The 16,625-nt window shown below is 39.0% G+C and carries 9 protein-coding genes and 4 pseudogenes; 11 read left to right on the forward strand and 2 right to left on the reverse strand.

The features are described from left to right. The first annotated feature begins 3 nt into the window (after window positions 1–3). The 4 genes from G576_RS0103600 to G576_RS0103615 all read left to right on the forward strand — a co-directional run bounded on the left by G576_RS0103600 (window position 4) and on the right by G576_RS0103615 (window position 4,153). Window positions 4–1,308 (forward strand): carbohydrate ABC transporter permease, encoded by a 1,305-nt coding sequence (locus G576_RS0103600; RefSeq protein WP_027973438.1) that lies wholly within the window; start codon window positions 4–6, stop codon window positions 1,306–1,308. Next, entirely contained in the window at window positions 1,309–2,166 is an 858-nt protein-coding gene (locus G576_RS0103605) for a sugar ABC transporter permease (RefSeq protein WP_027973439.1), read from the forward strand. It begins immediately after the preceding gene. A gap of 77 nt (window positions 2,167–2,243) precedes the next feature. Next, on the forward strand, window positions 2,244–3,023 hold the full coding sequence (locus G576_RS0103610; RefSeq protein ID WP_156875104.1) for a maltodextrose utilization protein malA: 780 nt from the start codon (window positions 2,244–2,246) through the stop codon (window positions 3,021–3,023). A 113-nt stretch (window positions 3,024–3,136) separates the two neighbouring features. Then, a complete protein-coding gene (locus tag G576_RS0103615; RefSeq protein ID WP_027973441.1) occupies window positions 3,137–4,153 on the forward strand; it encodes a LacI family DNA-binding transcriptional regulator in 1,017 nt (338 codons plus the stop codon). A gap of 139 nt (window positions 4,154–4,292) precedes the next feature. Here the strand turns inward: G576_RS0103615 and G576_RS12205 are convergent. Then, window positions 4,293–4,638 (reverse strand): annotated as a pseudogene (locus tag G576_RS12205) (transposase); the annotation flags it as partial. Window positions 4,639–4,705: 67 nt separating this feature from the next. Here G576_RS12205 and G576_RS12215 point away from each other — a divergent pair. The 6 genes and pseudogenes from G576_RS12215 (at window position 4,706) to G576_RS0103660 (ending at window position 16,036) form a co-directional block, all read left to right on the forward strand. After that, a pseudogene (locus tag G576_RS12215) lies at window positions 4,706–5,776 on the forward strand (IS3 family transposase). Window positions 5,777–5,944: 168 nt separating this feature from the next. After that, a complete protein-coding gene (locus G576_RS0103640) occupies window positions 5,945–7,540 on the forward strand; it encodes a SpaH/EbpB family LPXTG-anchored major pilin (RefSeq protein ID WP_027973442.1) in 1,596 nt (531 codons plus the stop codon). Window positions 7,541–7,715: 175 nt separating this feature from the next. Further along, window positions 7,716–8,654: an MSCRAMM family protein gene (locus G576_RS0103645; protein WP_027973443.1), complete on the forward strand. Its 939-nt coding sequence runs from the start codon at window positions 7,716–7,718 to the stop codon at window positions 8,652–8,654. Window positions 8,655–8,689: 35 nt separating this feature from the next. After that, entirely contained in the window at window positions 8,690–9,586 is an 897-nt protein-coding gene (locus tag G576_RS0103650) for a class C sortase (protein WP_027973444.1), read from the forward strand. Beyond that, window positions 9,549–10,421, forward strand: coding sequence for a class C sortase (locus G576_RS0103655; protein WP_027973445.1), 873 nt, complete (start codon window positions 9,549–9,551; stop codon window positions 10,419–10,421). Before G576_RS0103650 ends, G576_RS0103655 begins: the two co-directional genes overlap by 38 nt. 65 nt (window positions 10,422–10,486) lie before the next feature. Then, window positions 10,487–16,036: a SpaA isopeptide-forming pilin-related protein gene (locus G576_RS0103660; RefSeq protein WP_027973446.1), complete on the forward strand. Its 5,550-nt coding sequence runs from the start codon at window positions 10,487–10,489 to the stop codon at window positions 16,034–16,036. Between the two features lie 89 nt (window positions 16,037–16,125). On the opposite strand, the pseudogene G576_RS13515 reads toward G576_RS0103660, so the two are convergent. Next, a pseudogene (locus G576_RS13515) lies at window positions 16,126–16,260 on the reverse strand (transposase); the annotation flags it as partial. Window positions 16,261–16,327: 67 nt separating this feature from the next. Here G576_RS13515 and G576_RS12220 point away from each other — a divergent pair. Further along, window positions 16,328–16,625, forward strand: a pseudogene (locus G576_RS12220) (transposase); the annotation flags it as partial.

Below are 16,625 nucleotides of genomic sequence, written 5' to 3' on the forward strand. Positions count from 1 at the left end.
CCTATGAAAACGTCAGCTGAACAAAAAAATCCAAAACTTGCCATGCTTTTAGGCCTGATTCCAGGATTGGGGCAGTTTTACAATGGACAGAAAATAAAAGCACTAATGCTATTCCTTGTCTTTATCTTGGAAGTTGTTGAATGGGTGGTTTTTGGAGGCTCTGCCCTAGTTGGTCTAGTGACCTTGGGGGATACACCTATGGTGGATCATTCGCTATTCATGCTAATCCAAGGCTCTATGCAGCTAATCATGATTTTGGTTATGGTGCTGATTCATGCAGCAAGCATGCGTGATGCGAAAACAACCGCAGAGCGATTAAATAACCATGAAAAGGTTCCTATGACTTTTAAGGAAACCTTCGATAGTCTCTATGAGAATGGATTTCCTTATCTCCTCATTATTCCCGCTTACTTAGCAATGGCCTTTGCCATCGTCTTCCCAGTTGTGGTAACGCTTTTTATAGCCTTTACCAACTATGACTTCCGTCATATTCCTCCGCAAAAGCTTTTGGATTGGGTTGGGTTTAAAAATTTCATCAATATGGTGCAGTTGAGCACTTTCCGTAAGGCTTTTGGCTCAGTTCTTTCTTGGACCTTTATCTGGACCTTTGCAGCTTCAACTTTGCAAATTGTTATCGGTGTTGCGACAGCTATTATTGCCAACCAAAACTTTATCAAGTTCAAACGCCTCTTTGGTGTTATCTTCCTTTTGCCATGGGCAGTTCCAGCCTTCATTTCAATCATGAGTTTCGGTAACTTTTTCAATGATTCAATTGGAGCTATGAACATTCAAGTGTTACCATTTATCGAGAAACTTCTACCTTTCCTTGATTTTGGTATTGTGCCTTGGAAGACAGATGCGACTTTCACTAAAATTGCTGTCATCATGGTTCAAGGTTGGCTTGGTTTCCCTTATATTTACGTTTTGGTATCGGGAATTTTACAATCAATCCCAGCTGACCTCTATGAAGCAGCAACAGTTGATGGAGCTACGCCTTGGCAAAAATTCCGTCAAATTACCCTGCCAATGATTTTGGCGGTGGCAGCGCCGACTTTTATCTCACAATACACCTTTAACTTTAACAACTTCTCAATAATCTACCTCTTTAATAATGGTGGACCTGGATCAGTTGGTGGTGGTGCTGGTGCTACTGATATTTTGATTTCATGGATTTACAAATTGACAACTCAAACCTCACCACAATTTTCAATGGCCTCAGCCGTTACATTGGTGATTTCACTGATTGTCATCTCAGTATCCTTAATTAGCTTTAAGAGATTCAATGCATTTGATATGGGGGATAAATAAATGGCTAAACCTCGTGTAAAAAATTCACTAAAAATGAAACGCTTCTGGACTCAATTTTGGACCTATGCGTATTTGATTTTGTTGTCTATTATTATCTTGTTTCCGCTAGCAGTAACAGTAAGCTCAGCCTTTCGTCCAGGAAACGTTACAGCTTTTACCTTGAACTTGAATCAAGAATGGAGTTTGCAAAACTTCCAGCGTCTCTTTTCTGAGACTCTTTACGGTAAATGGTATCTCAATACACTAATCGTAGCTGTTCTGACTATGATTATCCAAGTGACAGTTATCACTTTGACCGGTTATGCTTATAGCCGTTATAATTTCATCGGTCGCAAGAAGAGTCTTATGTTCTTTCTCATCATTCAAATGGTGCCAACAATGGCTGCGCTGACAGCTTACTTCGTTATGGCTTGGCTGTTCAACGCTCTTAATCAATATTGGTTCCTCATCCTGATTTATGTAGGTGGTGGTATTCCGATGAATGCTTGGCTCATGAAGGGATATTTTGACACGGTTCCTTACGACCTTGACGAGTCAGCTAAACTTGATGGTGCAGGACACTTCCGCATTTTCTACCAAATCGTTCTTCCATTGGTTCGTCCAATGATTGCGGTACAAGCTCTCTGGGCATTCATGGGGCCATTTGGCGACTATATGCTTTCAAAATTCTTGCTCCGAGCACCAGAATATTACACCGTTGCGGTAGGACTTCAGACCTTCATTTCAGATGCTAAAAACCAACGCGTGACTCTCTTTGCAGCAGGTGCTATCCTCATCGCTGTTCCAATCTCAGTTCTCTTCTTCTTCCTGCAAAAGAACTTCGTATCTGGTTTGACAGACGGAGGAACTAAAGGCTAAGAAAAAGGAGGAGAGGCTAAGAACCTTTAATAAAGGAGTTTTCTATGATGCCCTTCCCCTTTTTATACTTTAGGCAAATGTTTGTACCACGTAGGATTTTTGCTAATCGAAATGCCTACAAGTGGTGGCAAGTTCTCATCATCTCAATCTTTCTCAACAGCCTTATTCTCATGCCAGTTTCCATCCACTATGCCAGCTTAAAGACCTACGACATGGAACGTATCGTGCCAAATGGTCTGACGGCTATCAATGGAGAGACCTATAAGGCCTTGCAAGCTGGTCATATCTCGGAAAATAAATTCAATGGGGAAAGCAAGCGAGTTGAGACCAACCAAGCAGTCCTAGCCGTCTTGCCTACAAAAGCAGAGCAAGAAGAGATTGCAGAAAGTGGCAAGTATGGTCTGCTTTTGACTGAAGATAAGTGGATTTTCACTTATCCTGATGGTCAGAAGCTGGAAGCATTGCTTTCAGGAGAAACAGATTTAGCGAGTCTGACCAATCAAAAAGAAGTGCGAAACTTTGTCAATCAGCAATGGTTTACTAGCCACAAGGCAGACGTCTTTCTCTTTTTGATGTTAGTCTACATAGCCCTTCTCTATGTGGGAACAATATTACTTTTACTTGCAGGTTCGGGCACTCTCTACCTAACTCGAAAAGCTGGTATATTTGATTTAAAAAGTTTCAAAGAGTGTCTAGGGCTCTTACTAAATTGTATGGGAGTACCAAGTTTACTGGCTATACTCGTAGCTGGTTTGGGACTGGTAGAAAATCCTGTTTTACTGATGAATGTCCAAGTTTTTGGAACCATTTTAATGATGATGCTAGTGCTTTATCGAACAGGTTTTAAAGATATATAAAATGAGGCCAATTTACAGAAGCCTGAAATAGCAAAGATGTTCAGACTGTGTCAAAAAGATTTCTATGGCACAGTCAATTTTATCCCTTGACTGTTAAATTGGAAGGAGTGCTTATGGTTACTATAAAAGATGTTGCCGAGCTTGCTGGGGTTAATGCTTCAACAGTCAGTCGTGCTTTAAAAGACAGCTCTACCATTTCACAAAAAACAAAAGACAAAGTTAAAAAAGCCATGCAGGAACTAGGCTATGTGCCCAATGTTGCCGCTAAAATGCTAGCAAGTGGGCTAACGCATGCGGTCGGTGTTATTTTTCCTCCCTTGTCAAATGAGGAACGCGTTACTCACCCCTTCTTTATGGAAATATTGACCGTTATTAATGACGAAGCTAAGAAGCGAGACTTCACAGTGTCAATCGCTACAGGGGGCTCTGTTGAAGAATTGAGAGAGCAAGTTCATCTCATGTATCGCCAACGACTGGTTGATGGTTTTATCGTCCTTTACTCAGCAACTAACGACCCTGTTCGTCATTACCTGATGGAAAATAAAATCCCCTTTGTCATTGTGGGACAGCCAGAAGAATTTGAAAATGAAGTCACTTTCGTGGATAATGACAATCAGCTCATGTCTAAGACAGCAGTTGATTACCTACACCAACGAGGTCATGAAAACATTCTCTTTGTGACTGATGATTTGCAAAGTGAGATTTTTTCGGAGCGTTATATTGGATACCAAAAAGGAACCAATAAGTTGGGGATAAACAGCAGTGCTGCTATTTTATTTAATCGAAAAGATCCAGCCTCCCTTCAGCAATTTGTGGATACCATACAGGAGCTTGGGGTGACGGCCCTGATTGTGATTGATGATATGTTAGCACTTAGAGTTATGCAGTTTCTATCTTTTTATGATTTGAAAGTGCCAGATGATGTGTCCATCATTTCTTTCAATAATTCCGTCTATGCCAAAATCATGCATCCCTATCTAACTACCTTTGATATCAACGTTAAAAGCCTAGGGCGCTCAAGTCTGATGCGCCTGTTGGATATGGTTGAAAAGCGGATGCTTCATACCGAGCGAGTTATTATTCCCTTCCTCCTGAAAGAAAGGGAAACGGTTAGAAATCTTTTAACATGATTAAAAATTTGAGGTGATTGTACTGACTCTAAAAAGTTAGACAAAAATATCAGTGAAAGGATTTAGTTCTGTATTGCACAGGACTAAGTCCTTTTAATTGGCTCTTTGTCAACTGTAGTGGGTAGATAAAAAGCTCTACCTAGAGAGCGACATTCGTTCTCTCTTTTTCAATATTCAAAGCAATGTAAATCTTAGTTTTAAAGTTCTTAAAGTTCCTAAACCCGAAAGCCTGTCTCTTGATGTCTTTGATGAGTTTATTGGTCGCTTCTAGCTTAGCGTTGGAATATGGAAGCTCCATGGCGTTCGCGATGTACGTTTTATACTTTAGAAAAGTTTTAAAAACAGTTTTAAAGGCAGGATTGACAAGATCCAGGTTGTCCTCTAGAAGCTCGAAGAAATATTTCGAGCTTCATCTCTTGGAAATGGAAGAGAAGTATCTGATAGAGTTCGTAATAGAATTTCAGTTCATCTGAGAAATTCAATGTGAATAGGTCACACTAAACTAGACAGAAGAATAAAGTGTTCTACACTAAAGAAAATAGGAGAAAAACTATGTCTAGAAAAATTCGCCGTCATTTCACAGATGAGTTTAAACGACTCTTGTTGACCTACACAATGCAGGTATGAAGCGAAGCGAGATTATCAAAGAGTATGACTTGACCCCGTCTAGCATTGACAAGTGGGTTAAACAAGCAAGAACAACTGGTTCCTTTAAAACTGTCGATAATCTGACAGATGAACAACGTGAGTTGATAGAACTCAGAAAACGAAATAAAGAGCTCGAAATGCAATTGGACATTCTAAAGCAAGCGGCAGTGATTATGGCACGAAAAGGGAAATAATCACTGCTAACAAGGACAAATACAGCATTTCAGCCATGTGTCGTTGGTTGAAGATTCCTCGCTCTAGCTATTACTACAAAGCTGTAGTGCCAGTATCTGAGGCACAACTTGAAGAAATGGTGAAGCGCATTTTTCTTGACAGTAAGTCCAGATACGGCGCTAGGAAGATTAAGAAATGTCTGGAAGCACAAGGGATCACCTTGTCTCGCCGTCGGATTCGTCGCATCATGAAGAGATTGAATTTGGTTTCTGTTTACCAGACGGCTGCCTTCAAACCGCAGTCTAAAGGGAACAATGAAGCATCAGTTCCGAGTTTCTTAGAGAGACAGTTTAACCAACAAAAACCATTGGAAACCCTTGTGACAGACTTGACTTATGTCCGTGTTGCCAAGCGTTGGGCTTATGTTTGCTTGATTATTGACCTCTTCAACCGTGAAATTATTGACCTATCCCTTGGTTGGCACAAGACTGCTAACTTGGTCAAAGAAGCCATTCAAAGCATTCCTTATGCTCTGACCAAGGTCAAACTCTTCCATTCTAATCGTGGTAAGGAGTTTGATAATGCCTTGATTGATGAGATGTTAGCACACGTTCGCTGAGTCAAGCGGGTTGTCCTTATGACAATGCGGTAGCTGAGAGTACCTATCGCTCCTTTAAGCTTGAGTTTATCAACCAAGAAAACTTCCCCTCTCTGGAAGAATTAATCCTTAAAACCAAGAATTATGTCCACTGGTGTAATCACCATCGCATCCACGGCAGTCTTAATTACCAAACGCCATGACTAAAAGAGGAATCGTTTAACAAAAAACGTTATAAATTTTGTACAGGAAAGTGTTGCTTTTTCAAGGATTCCTATTGAATTCGGGGGGGGGGGTGATATAATAGGAAGTGGTATCATGCTATTCATGATAGCCAGCTTCAGTTATATTAAAACATTAAGGAGTAAGTAATGAAAAGATTAACGAAAGTTTTTTCAGCTTTAGCCAGCTTAATCTTGGTTTTAGCTCCTGTTGTTGCCAATGCTGATGTTGATACAACTCCAGCACAAACAACGGTTGCAATCCATAAGTTGATTTCTAAAGATGGACGAACAATTAAAAACTCAGACGGTTCTGCCCTCACTAATGAGCAGTTGCAACAACAAGTTGGCAATGTTGAACCAATGAAGGGTGTTAAGTTCCAATGGTTCAAGGTTAATGATACTGATACTGTCGAGGCTCTCAGTAAATTGAGTTTGGCTAAGTTGAAAGAAACATACACTACTACAGGTATCACACCTGCGACAGATGATTTGGGTACAACAACGTTTACTGTAAATAAAGCTGATTATGGACTATACTGGGTAGTTGAATTGGCAAATGATGGTAGCGAAGCATCAAAAAAAATGCAAGTAGCTTCTACAGTTCCAATGCTTATCACATTGCCATTTGGTACTGAAAGTGGATATTTGGATACTGTAAATGTTTATCCAAAGAACAAAGTAGAAACACCAACACCAGGTAAAGACGTTACTACACTTGGTAACAATGACTCAGGTACAAAGGTTGGTGATACTGTAAAATGGTTCCTTAAAGGTACTATTCCAGTAGATATCAAAAACTACACTACCTACACTTTCAATGATACATTGTCACAAGAACTCGATTACAGTGAAGTTAAAGGTGTGAGAATCAATGGTTCAACTGAATCATTTGTAGCTGATACAGACTATACTGTTAACTACGAACAAAATAGCCGTAAATTAACTGTTGCTTTGACTGAATCCGGTATCGCAAAAGTAGCTAAATACCGTGAAGATAATGCAGATGCGAATTTTGTCGGTTCAAATGCAATTGCTGATGCTACAGATGGTGCTTTTGTAGTTGTTGAACTTGATACTGTTTTGAATGAAAAAGCGGTACCAGGTAAAGCTATCGAAAATGAAACAACAATTACATATGATAATCCATATAACCAGGATGGTCAACCAAAAGAAACACCACCATCAGATCGACCTGAAGCTCATGAAGGTGGAAAACGTTTCGTCAAAGTTGATGCTAAAGATAAAACTAAAAAGCTTGAGGGTGCGGAATTTAGTCTCTTCTCAGATGCTGATGCAACAAAAGCGGTTGTTTGGACACAAAAAATGATTGAAGCCAACAAAGCTGAAACCGACAATGCTGCAAAATTCAAAAGTGTTGCTGTCGGTCAAGCTGTAGTACTTGTATCAGGTGCTGATGGTACATTTGATATTCAAGGTTTGGCTTATGGAGCTGAGGGAGATAAAAATGATACAGCTTCAAGCACTTACTACTTGAAAGAAACAAAAGCACCTTCAGGATACACACTTCCAGTGAATAACGTATTTTCATTTGAAGTAAACAAAACAAGCTACCTCAAAGATCCTACAGCAACGGACTTGGTACCTTCTGAAGCAAAAGAAGTAGAAAACAAGAAAACGCCTGAGCTTCCAATGACAGGTGGTATCGGTGCTGCATTGTTCATCGTAGCAGGTCTTGCATTGATGGCATTTGCTGGATACAAGATGAAGCAACGCAACGCTTAAGAAAAAATAAGAAGTATAACTTGAAGCTAGGAGAAAGAATTTATTCTTTCTTCATTAGGAGGGGGAACCTTACTGTTCCCCCTCCTAATGAAGTAAGAATAATAGTGTGAAAAGGCAACACTTTTCATTCAGTGTTGTAGCCTTGAGTGAAACGAAAGGAATGAATTAAATATATATGAATCTATCTAAATATGTTCAACGATTTTGTCTACTCATAGTTGTAGTCTTGTCCTTGGTAGGTTTCAGTTCGACAGTTATTCAAGCTGATGAGGCTAGACAGTTGGTAATTCGAGGATCGGAAGCAACTGCTGGGGTAGTCTATAAACTATGGTATGTATCTGATGAGCTATATCCTATTAGCCGTGATAGAATGGCGGAACTAAATGAATCTCTTATGGATTTATCCGTTCAAGACTTAGACAAGCGTTATATCAGGGCTGTACAGTCAACTCCTAGTGACGATAATGGAGAGGTTGTCGTGCAAAACCTAAAAGAGGGAGTCTACTATATTCGTGATGATTCTGAACGAGATTGGAAGTACACACCATTTGTTATTAACTTTCCATTTGATAATAAGTCTACAGAAAATGTAGTCATAGCTAAAAAATGGCCAGATAATGGAAGTATATTACTAACGAAGTGGGGATTTGATGATAAAAATGAAAACAATCCTCGGCTTTTAGATAAAGTTGACTTTCAGCTTTATCGTGTTGGAGATTTAAAACCTCTGAGATTTAATCAGCATGGCCAGTTATCGACAGATACAAATGATCGTGATACTTTGACGACAGATCAAAATGGTCAAATTTATGTTCAGAATTTACCATTGGGTGAGTATTACTTCAAAGAAACAAAGGCACATTTGGGTTATTTATTGCTGAATAATAACATTTCGGTATCAGTTACCGGAAAAAGTGTCGTTAAAGTTGTTGTTAAAAATTATAGAGAAACACCACCGCCAAGTAATCCGAGATGGCCTTGGCTCCCAAAAACGGGTGAAGTGAAGTTGATCATTGGGGGAGTTGGCTTCATTTTAATATTAGTGGCAGTTTGCTTTGCACATCGTTCAAAAAAAGCTGAATCAGCTAGAATAAGTGAAAACGATATTTTATAATAAACTGCAATAGGAAGGGTTTTACTTAGTAAAGGATGGATAAGAAATTTAAAAGAGTAGGACACAAAAAATCAAATCGAGGTTTCATTATAATTTTTATCGTTGGGCTACTCTTATTTGGATATCCTTTGTCTGGTCAAATAATATCCTTTTATCAAGCATATCAAAGTATTGGTACTTATGAGAAGGAGCTTGCTAAAATTGAACCTGAGGAAATTAAAAAGCGCATGGAGCTTGCTAGAGCCTATAACTCCTCTTTGATTAGTACCTCATCGACCATTAGCTACCAAGATCCTTTCACAAAAGAACAAAAGGATGAAGGGGTGGCAGCCTATGCAAAAATGCTTGAAATACATGAACAGATTGGCTATATAACCATTCCACGTATTTCTCAGGAGCTTCCCATCTATGCTGGGACGCAAGAGGTTGTTCTGCAAAAAGGAGTTGGACATTTAGAAGGGAGTTCTTTGCCTGTTGGGGGAAAAAGCACTCACGCTGTTCTAACTGGACATAGAGGGCTACCAAATTCCAGACTATTTACCGATTTAGATAAGGTAAAAGAAGGGAATAAGTTTTATATACATGTGCTCGATAAAGTATTGGCATACCAAGTCGATCAGATAAAAGTTGTTGAGCCTAGTGATGTGTCTCAAATTGAAATTGCAGAAGGCAAAGATTATGTCACACTTATTACCTGTACACCTTATATGATAAACAGTCATCGTATGTTGCTTCGAGGTCATAGGATCCCTTATGTTGCTAAAGAAGAAAAAACAGAATTAAATAAAGGTCGTAAAGTAGTCATTATGATTATCTTGGGAATAGTTCTACTATTCATACTAATTTTAGTTTACTTATACCGAAAAGTAAAAGGTAAAAAGTCATTAGAGAAAAATGAAGCAGCAAAAAAAGAAACTATCAAAAAGATCTAAGAGGAAAAATTCCTTTCTAATTATTGGTCTGTTTTTTCTAGGTTTTGTTATCGCACTATATCCTATTAGTGCTCAAATATATAATATATATCTACAGCATCAAAAAATTACTACCTTTGAAAAAAAAATAAAAGAACTTACCCCAGAAGTTATCTCTAGACGTATCAAGCTAGCCAACATTTACAACGAGTCTCTGGTAGGGGGCACCCAGCTTGATGTATCTGACCCATTTATCGCTTTACAAAAAGAAGCGCGTGATGAGTATGCAAGGATGCTAGAAGTTGAGGAAATGATAGGTAGCATTTCAATACCAAAGATAGATGTTGACTTACCCATCTATGCTGGAACTAGCGAGGATATCTTACAACGGGGTGCGGGTCATCTAGAAGGTTCTTCCTTGCCTGTCGGTGGGAAAAGTACACGGGCTGTTATTACAGCACACAGAGGACTACCGCAGGCACGGCTATTTACAGAATTAAATAAGCTCAAGAAAAATGATGTTTTTTATATTACTAACATCAAGGAAACTTTAGCGTATAAGGTAGAGAGTATCCAAGTCATTGAACCGGATGAAGTATCTGCTTTATCTATTCAAGAAGGTAGAGATTTAGTAACTTTGCTAAGTTGTACACCCTATATGATAAACAGTCATCGATTGTTAGTAACAGGACATCGCATTGCTTATAATGATAAAAATGCTAAAAAAGAAAGAAAAAATGCTGAGACTAACTTATTACTAAAGATTATTATCATTATTTCAATTATTTTCATCTTACTTTTCCTAGTATATCGTTATTTTAGAAAAAAATTAGATTTTAAAAAATGGAAAAATTAAAGGTGTTTAAATCATGGAAGGAGACAAGAGTGTTAAAGAGATTGAATTTATTTAGTAGATATTTTATGCTACTAATATTGTTGGCAGCTAATACTTTAATCCCCTTGGCTAGCATGAAGGTTGTAAAAGCTGACAACATAGCTACTACCAGGGAATTAAAAATTATAAAAGACAATGTGGAATTGACTGCAGAGGGGGCACAGCCAGCATCACTCAAGGTTAATCAAGAAGCAACTTTTACGATTGAGCGACCAGAGTCAGTTGTTCAAGATGTTGATATCGAACTTCCAGATGGGATAAACTATCAAGTCGAGCAAAGTGTATCAGCAAATCAAGCTTTACTCGCTGAAGAATGGTTTGAGGGTAGTGAGACTGTCAATGTAAGAACTCTTATTGAAGAAAAGACAAAAGATGCTACTACACAAAGTTCTTTTTTGAGATTACATTTTCAAAATAATCAAAAGAAAATAAGAGTTGTTTTAGTTTCAGATAGAAAATTTGAAGCACAACTGATTGCTACAACATCAAATACTCAGCCTGTAAATCTTGACGAGATCAGTGATTCTGAAAAGATTCAGAGCTTTCCAGCTCATTTGGTAGTTACTGGGGATAATCCAGAGACTTTTAGCTCGGATAGTGAAGCAGGCCAGACTACCGCTAGTGAGGAAACTCAAGGAGAGCCAAACCAGTCAGATTCAAGTACAGAAGGAACTTCTAGTTCAGAGAATATAAATGAGCAGACAACACCTACGGAGAATTCCATTAGTGAAGGTACTACAGAAAGCTCAAGTCATCCAGATTCAAATACAGAAGAGATATTTAGTACAGATAATGAAACAGCTCAGACTACTACAAGTGAGGAACCACAAGTAGAATCAAACCAATCAGAGGCAACTGAAGATACTCAAGAAAATTCGACTGAGGAAACTAGTAGTACAATTTTTCCAAGTCTATTTTCTATTAACGGCATCTTTCCTAATTTAGCAACTAGTCTATTTGCTGTACCAAGTACGCTTTCGGCCTCTATTGGGGATGAACGTGTGATTTCTGACCCTAATGCCGAGGGAGTAACAGGGTATATTGAGGCAGAGCGTCCAACGATTAAGTCTGGAGAGACCGGGATTTTTAAGTTATACGTCAAGGCCTCTGGAGCAATAGAAGGAGCAGTTAATAATGTTAAGTTAACAATTAAGTTGCCTGAAAATACGACCTATTACCGAATATCATCAGATGTGAGTCGAATGACAATTGCTGGGGTACAGCCGGTTCTAAGTAGTGATAAAAAGACATTGACGTGGACTATTCCACAACTAACAACAGGACAAAATTACGCCACAGAACTTCAAATTAATTCCACTAACGGAATCATTCCAAATGGAGATTTGATGGCTGTACAAGCTGTTGTGGAGGCTGATGGAAAAGTGGTCTATAATAGTGGAACAGACGTATCTACTGTTGTTGAATCTAGTAAGCCTGATTTGACCGTTACAAAGCAGTACCTAGGTAAAAATGGCGATGCATCTCAGTCGGTCTCACCAGGGGACGTGGTTCAGTGGAAAGTCAAAGCAACGGTTTCGATGGCTAATACCGGGGGACAGTATCTCAAGCCAGGTGAAACTATCACGATAAAAGATGACAACCCAAGTGGCCTTACCTTCGTTGGAGATTCAAGTAAGAAGTTTACAGCACCAAGTATAGCTCAGCAAAAAAATAACTTAGCTACAAAAGGTTATTTGTGGTCAGATGAAGTCATATTTTCTACAAAAGCACCAAATACAAGTGGCGCAATATTTAAAAATACGGCGACTGGGACAGCAACGACCAATTTCAATGAAACCATTTCAACTAAATCTAATGAAGTGAATGGAATAGTAGCTTCTCCATCAACTCCATTACCGCCAAGTAACGGAACATATGTTTATGGTTTCAATAGAGGGCCATCAAACGGTAATGGTGGGTTAGGAGATCTTTCTAATGCCAATCCTAATCCCACAGTTGAAAATAGCCCATCCACAAAACTTACCTTTACCATGATGTATATGCCAACAATATTGGCAAATAGAACCTATTATAATAATTTAACATTCGGTGGTTATCAGGGCATTGCAACTAATACTCGAAATAATCGTACTACACCAGTAAATATATCAATCGTATGGAACCAAGGGACGCATCCTAGACGAGTGGCAGAGATTACTGTGAACGGTACAAAATATACATTCTATGACAATGCTGGAAATAATCGTGTCAACAGTGATCAAACAAATGATGCCTATATCTACTATGACCAGTCAAATGCTAAATTTTATTTTAAACTTGGCAGGAACCAGGTTTGGATTCCTATCACAGAGACAACTACGATTGATACCCCACCAACATTAGTATCTAGTGGACAACGAGAGGTTATGGGGACACCGTCAAGACCAAGTTGGTGGACAGAAAATCCAGGTTACGGGGATTATAATCCATTTAAGAATGATTACCGCTATGTAGGGATTCATAGGGATGTGGATGATAATTTGGAACTTAGTGAGATTAAACCGACACTTGGGACTTTCTTTGCTTATTCTAATGTTAATGGGCAAGTTCAGGGGGGGAAGATTTCAGGTGGAACTTCTACCAACTACCCTACTTTGACAGTTAAAATGACTCTCAAAGATGGAACAACTAAAACAAAAGTTTTCAAACCAGGTGAGTATCCTATTACTTACACAGAACCATGGGGGACTACTACCAGTGGTGGACAAGGATTGAGTTTCAACCATACGACACTTACACGGTCTGACCTTGGCCTAGCTGCCACAGACCATGTTAAGTCATATGAGGTTATATGGGGGAAAGAAGATAACTCAGAAATCCTTAATGCCGGGTTTGCAGCTCAAGTCATCGATACCTATACGATCAATCCAAACTTGAACAATAGCAAGCCACAATATGTGAAAAATCAATCCTATACTTTTGGTCGCATAGCGATGGTTAATTTTGATGAGTCAGGTGCTAGAAATATTGATTTTGTCCGTTACCCATCCATTGGTCAAACCTACAAACAGGGGACATGGCAAGAAGATAAATACATTAAAACAGAATACGGTCCTCGTACAGCATTTATAGCAGCCAAAAATAACACTCCAGCGATGGCTACGATAACGCCAGAACTTCTGACTAGAGATGGGAATATCGTAACCAAACCAGGTGCCAATCGCCTTAAAGTAACTTTCCGGAATGTAGATAGTTCAAATCGAGCAATGGATCAATCACTAGTTGCTTCAACGCTTCTTCCAAAAGGAGTAACAGTAGACAAGTCAAAACCGAACTGGACCTACAGTCAGTCTAAAGGTACTGTAAAAAAAATCATTGATAACTTCAATGGAACAGGACGTCAGTTGATTGTTTATGAGTGGGAAGGTGATAATGATAAACAACTCAAGCCAGGGAAGTACATGACCTATGAAGTTAACGTTACGGTATCTGAAAGTGCGTCATCATTATTGGAAATAGACGCTTATGGTTCTACAAGTACTCCTCTAAAAGCAGGTAGTAATAGTGATTTGCAGATAGACAATAATGACTACAACCAAAATGGATCAACAACTGACCAGGTTGTTCACGGATTAGCACGTTATAATTTTGTTAGTAATGATACACTCATCTTGAATAAGGCAGTTAAAGGTAACCTTGATTCGGGTTATAGTAAAATGGGACATGCAGACTTGTCGGGTCGCGTGTTATACCGTCTAAATATTTCTAATACCTCAGGTAATGCTATTAGTAGAATGGCTTTTATAGACATTCTGCCAACAGTAGGTGACTTAACTGTTGTTAGTAACAAAGCCCGTGACAGTAAATTTGGTTTGACAATGACAGGGCCAATTGATTTACCAGCAGCTTGGGATGGGAAAGTCGATGTATACTATAGCACGTCCACTAATCCAAAACGTGATGACATTTATAATGTTGCCTATTATTCTGATCAGTCACAAAAACCAAGTAATCCAGGTGGTGCAACAGATCCAAACTGGATGTTAGCTGATAGAGTGACTGATTGGTCAACTATACATAGTTTTAAGATGGTCTTGAAAGATGGTGTTGCATCCATACCTTCGGGGCAAGATGTCTTTATAACGATGCAGGCGCCAGCTGAAGTAGCTGCTAACCTACTTAATCCTAAAACTAGTGAAGAATCAGCAAAAGCAGCATGGAACTCTTTTGCAGGAACAATCAATAACCTCAAAGTTGTTGAACCAGAGCGTGTCGGTCTTGTCCTTCGTAAGGAAATTTCAAATACAAGCTTTAGAATTCGCAAATATAACAATGAGTGGGGGCGCGCTGAGGGAGCCACGTTCCAGTTGTTGAAGGATAATACTCCAGTATCCTTTACCGATAAAAATGGTAATACTGTTACGGAAGTCACTACCGACGCTTCAGGAGATGCCTATATTGGTAATTTACCGCTACCACTGACTGGTACAGAAACTTACAAACTTAAAGAAACAAAAGCTCCAAACGGCTACAGACTACCAACTGAAGATTGGGCATTGACGATAGATAGCAATGGTGCTATTAGCATGGCAGAGTCTAAAGATAATTATCAGGGTGTGGTTAGTCGCAGTGATGCTCCAAATATTCCAGCTATAAATCTCGTTCCAGGACAAGAACTGTCTGAAGTATGGATCCGTAACACAGACAATACGATTCCGCTTCGTATTCGTAAGAGAGAGTTAGCAACTGGAAAGTGGCTATCTGGTGCAGAGTTTTCACTCTATGATAGTTCAGATAACCTTGTAACCATTAAGAATGAGAAAGGTGAGAATGTTACATCTGTAACAACAGGTGTCATCACTGACCAAGCTAATCATAGAAGTCAAGGGATAGCCTATATTGGAAATATTCCAATTCCAACTTCAGGAACAGTTACCTATAAACTACGTGAAGTTGCTGCTCCACCAGGCTATCAAAAACTTGATGGCGACATTGTTTTGCAATTAGATAGTAATGGTAAATTCACGACTGTATCGAAACCTTCGGCCGTAAATGATACCGGCTGGGGCAACCCGGGTCAAGATTTTGAGTCCATCGGAGTAAAAAACGATAATCGAATTTACACTGTTGATGTTACAAATAAGCGTTTGTTGAATTTGAAACTTCATAAAGTTGATGCTAGCGATACTCAAAAAGCACTTTCAGGAGCTAAGTTTAAGATTGCTGATAGTGAAGAAAACGCTAGAGCAGGCAAGTTTATCCGTCGTTATGTTAGTGATACCTGGGAGGGGATGGTTGTGCCATCTGATGCAAGATGGTCTGATTCAGAAAACGCCCATGATATCGAAGTGACAACAGATGAACAAGGGAATGCACAGTTTGACAACCTCTTATCAGGACAGGATTATTGGATTGTGGAAACACAAGCTCCAAAAGGATATGTAAAACTGTCGTCTCCTGTTAAAGCAGAGAAAGAGTCAGCTAATAACTATGTTATTAGCAAAGAAATTGCTAATAACAAGACTCCAACTCTTCCAGCCACTGGAGGAATTGGTATTGCAGTTTTCCTTGTAATAGGTATCACTATTATGGGAATTGCTCTTTATCTTGCTAGACATTTGTCACAAAAGCGTTGAACTGACAGCTCCTGTCCATACAGACAATAACAGATAACGGCTCTATAATTTGTGGCTCTTTGTCAACTGTAGTGGGTAGATAAAAAGCTCTACCTAGAGAGAACGACATTCGTTCTCTCTTTTTGTATATTCAAAGCGATATATATCTTAGTTTTAAAGTTCTTAAAGTTCCTAAACCCGAAAGCCTGCCTCTTGATGTCCTTGATGAGTTTATTGGTTGCTTTGAATAGGTTACACTAAACTAGACAGAAGAATAAAGTGTTCTACACTAAAGAAAAGAGGAGAACAGATATGTCTAGAAAAATTCGCCGTCATTTCACAGATGAGTTTAAACAACTCTTGTTGACCTACACAATGCAGGTATGAAGCGAAGTGAGATTATCAAAGAGTATGACCTGACCCCGTCTAGCTTTGACAAGTGGGTTAAACAAGCAAGAACAACTGGTTCCTTCAAAACTGTTGATAATCTGACAGATGAACAGCGTGAGTTGATGGAACTCAGAAAACGAAATAAAGAGCTCGAAATGCAATTAGACATTCTAGTGATTATGGCACGAAAAGGGAAATAATCACTGCTAACAAGGATAAA

Origin of the sequence: Streptococcus porci DSM 23759 (assembly GCF_000423765.1) — a bacterium.
Classification (GTDB): Bacteria; Bacillota; Bacilli; order Lactobacillales; family Streptococcaceae; genus Streptococcus; species Streptococcus porci.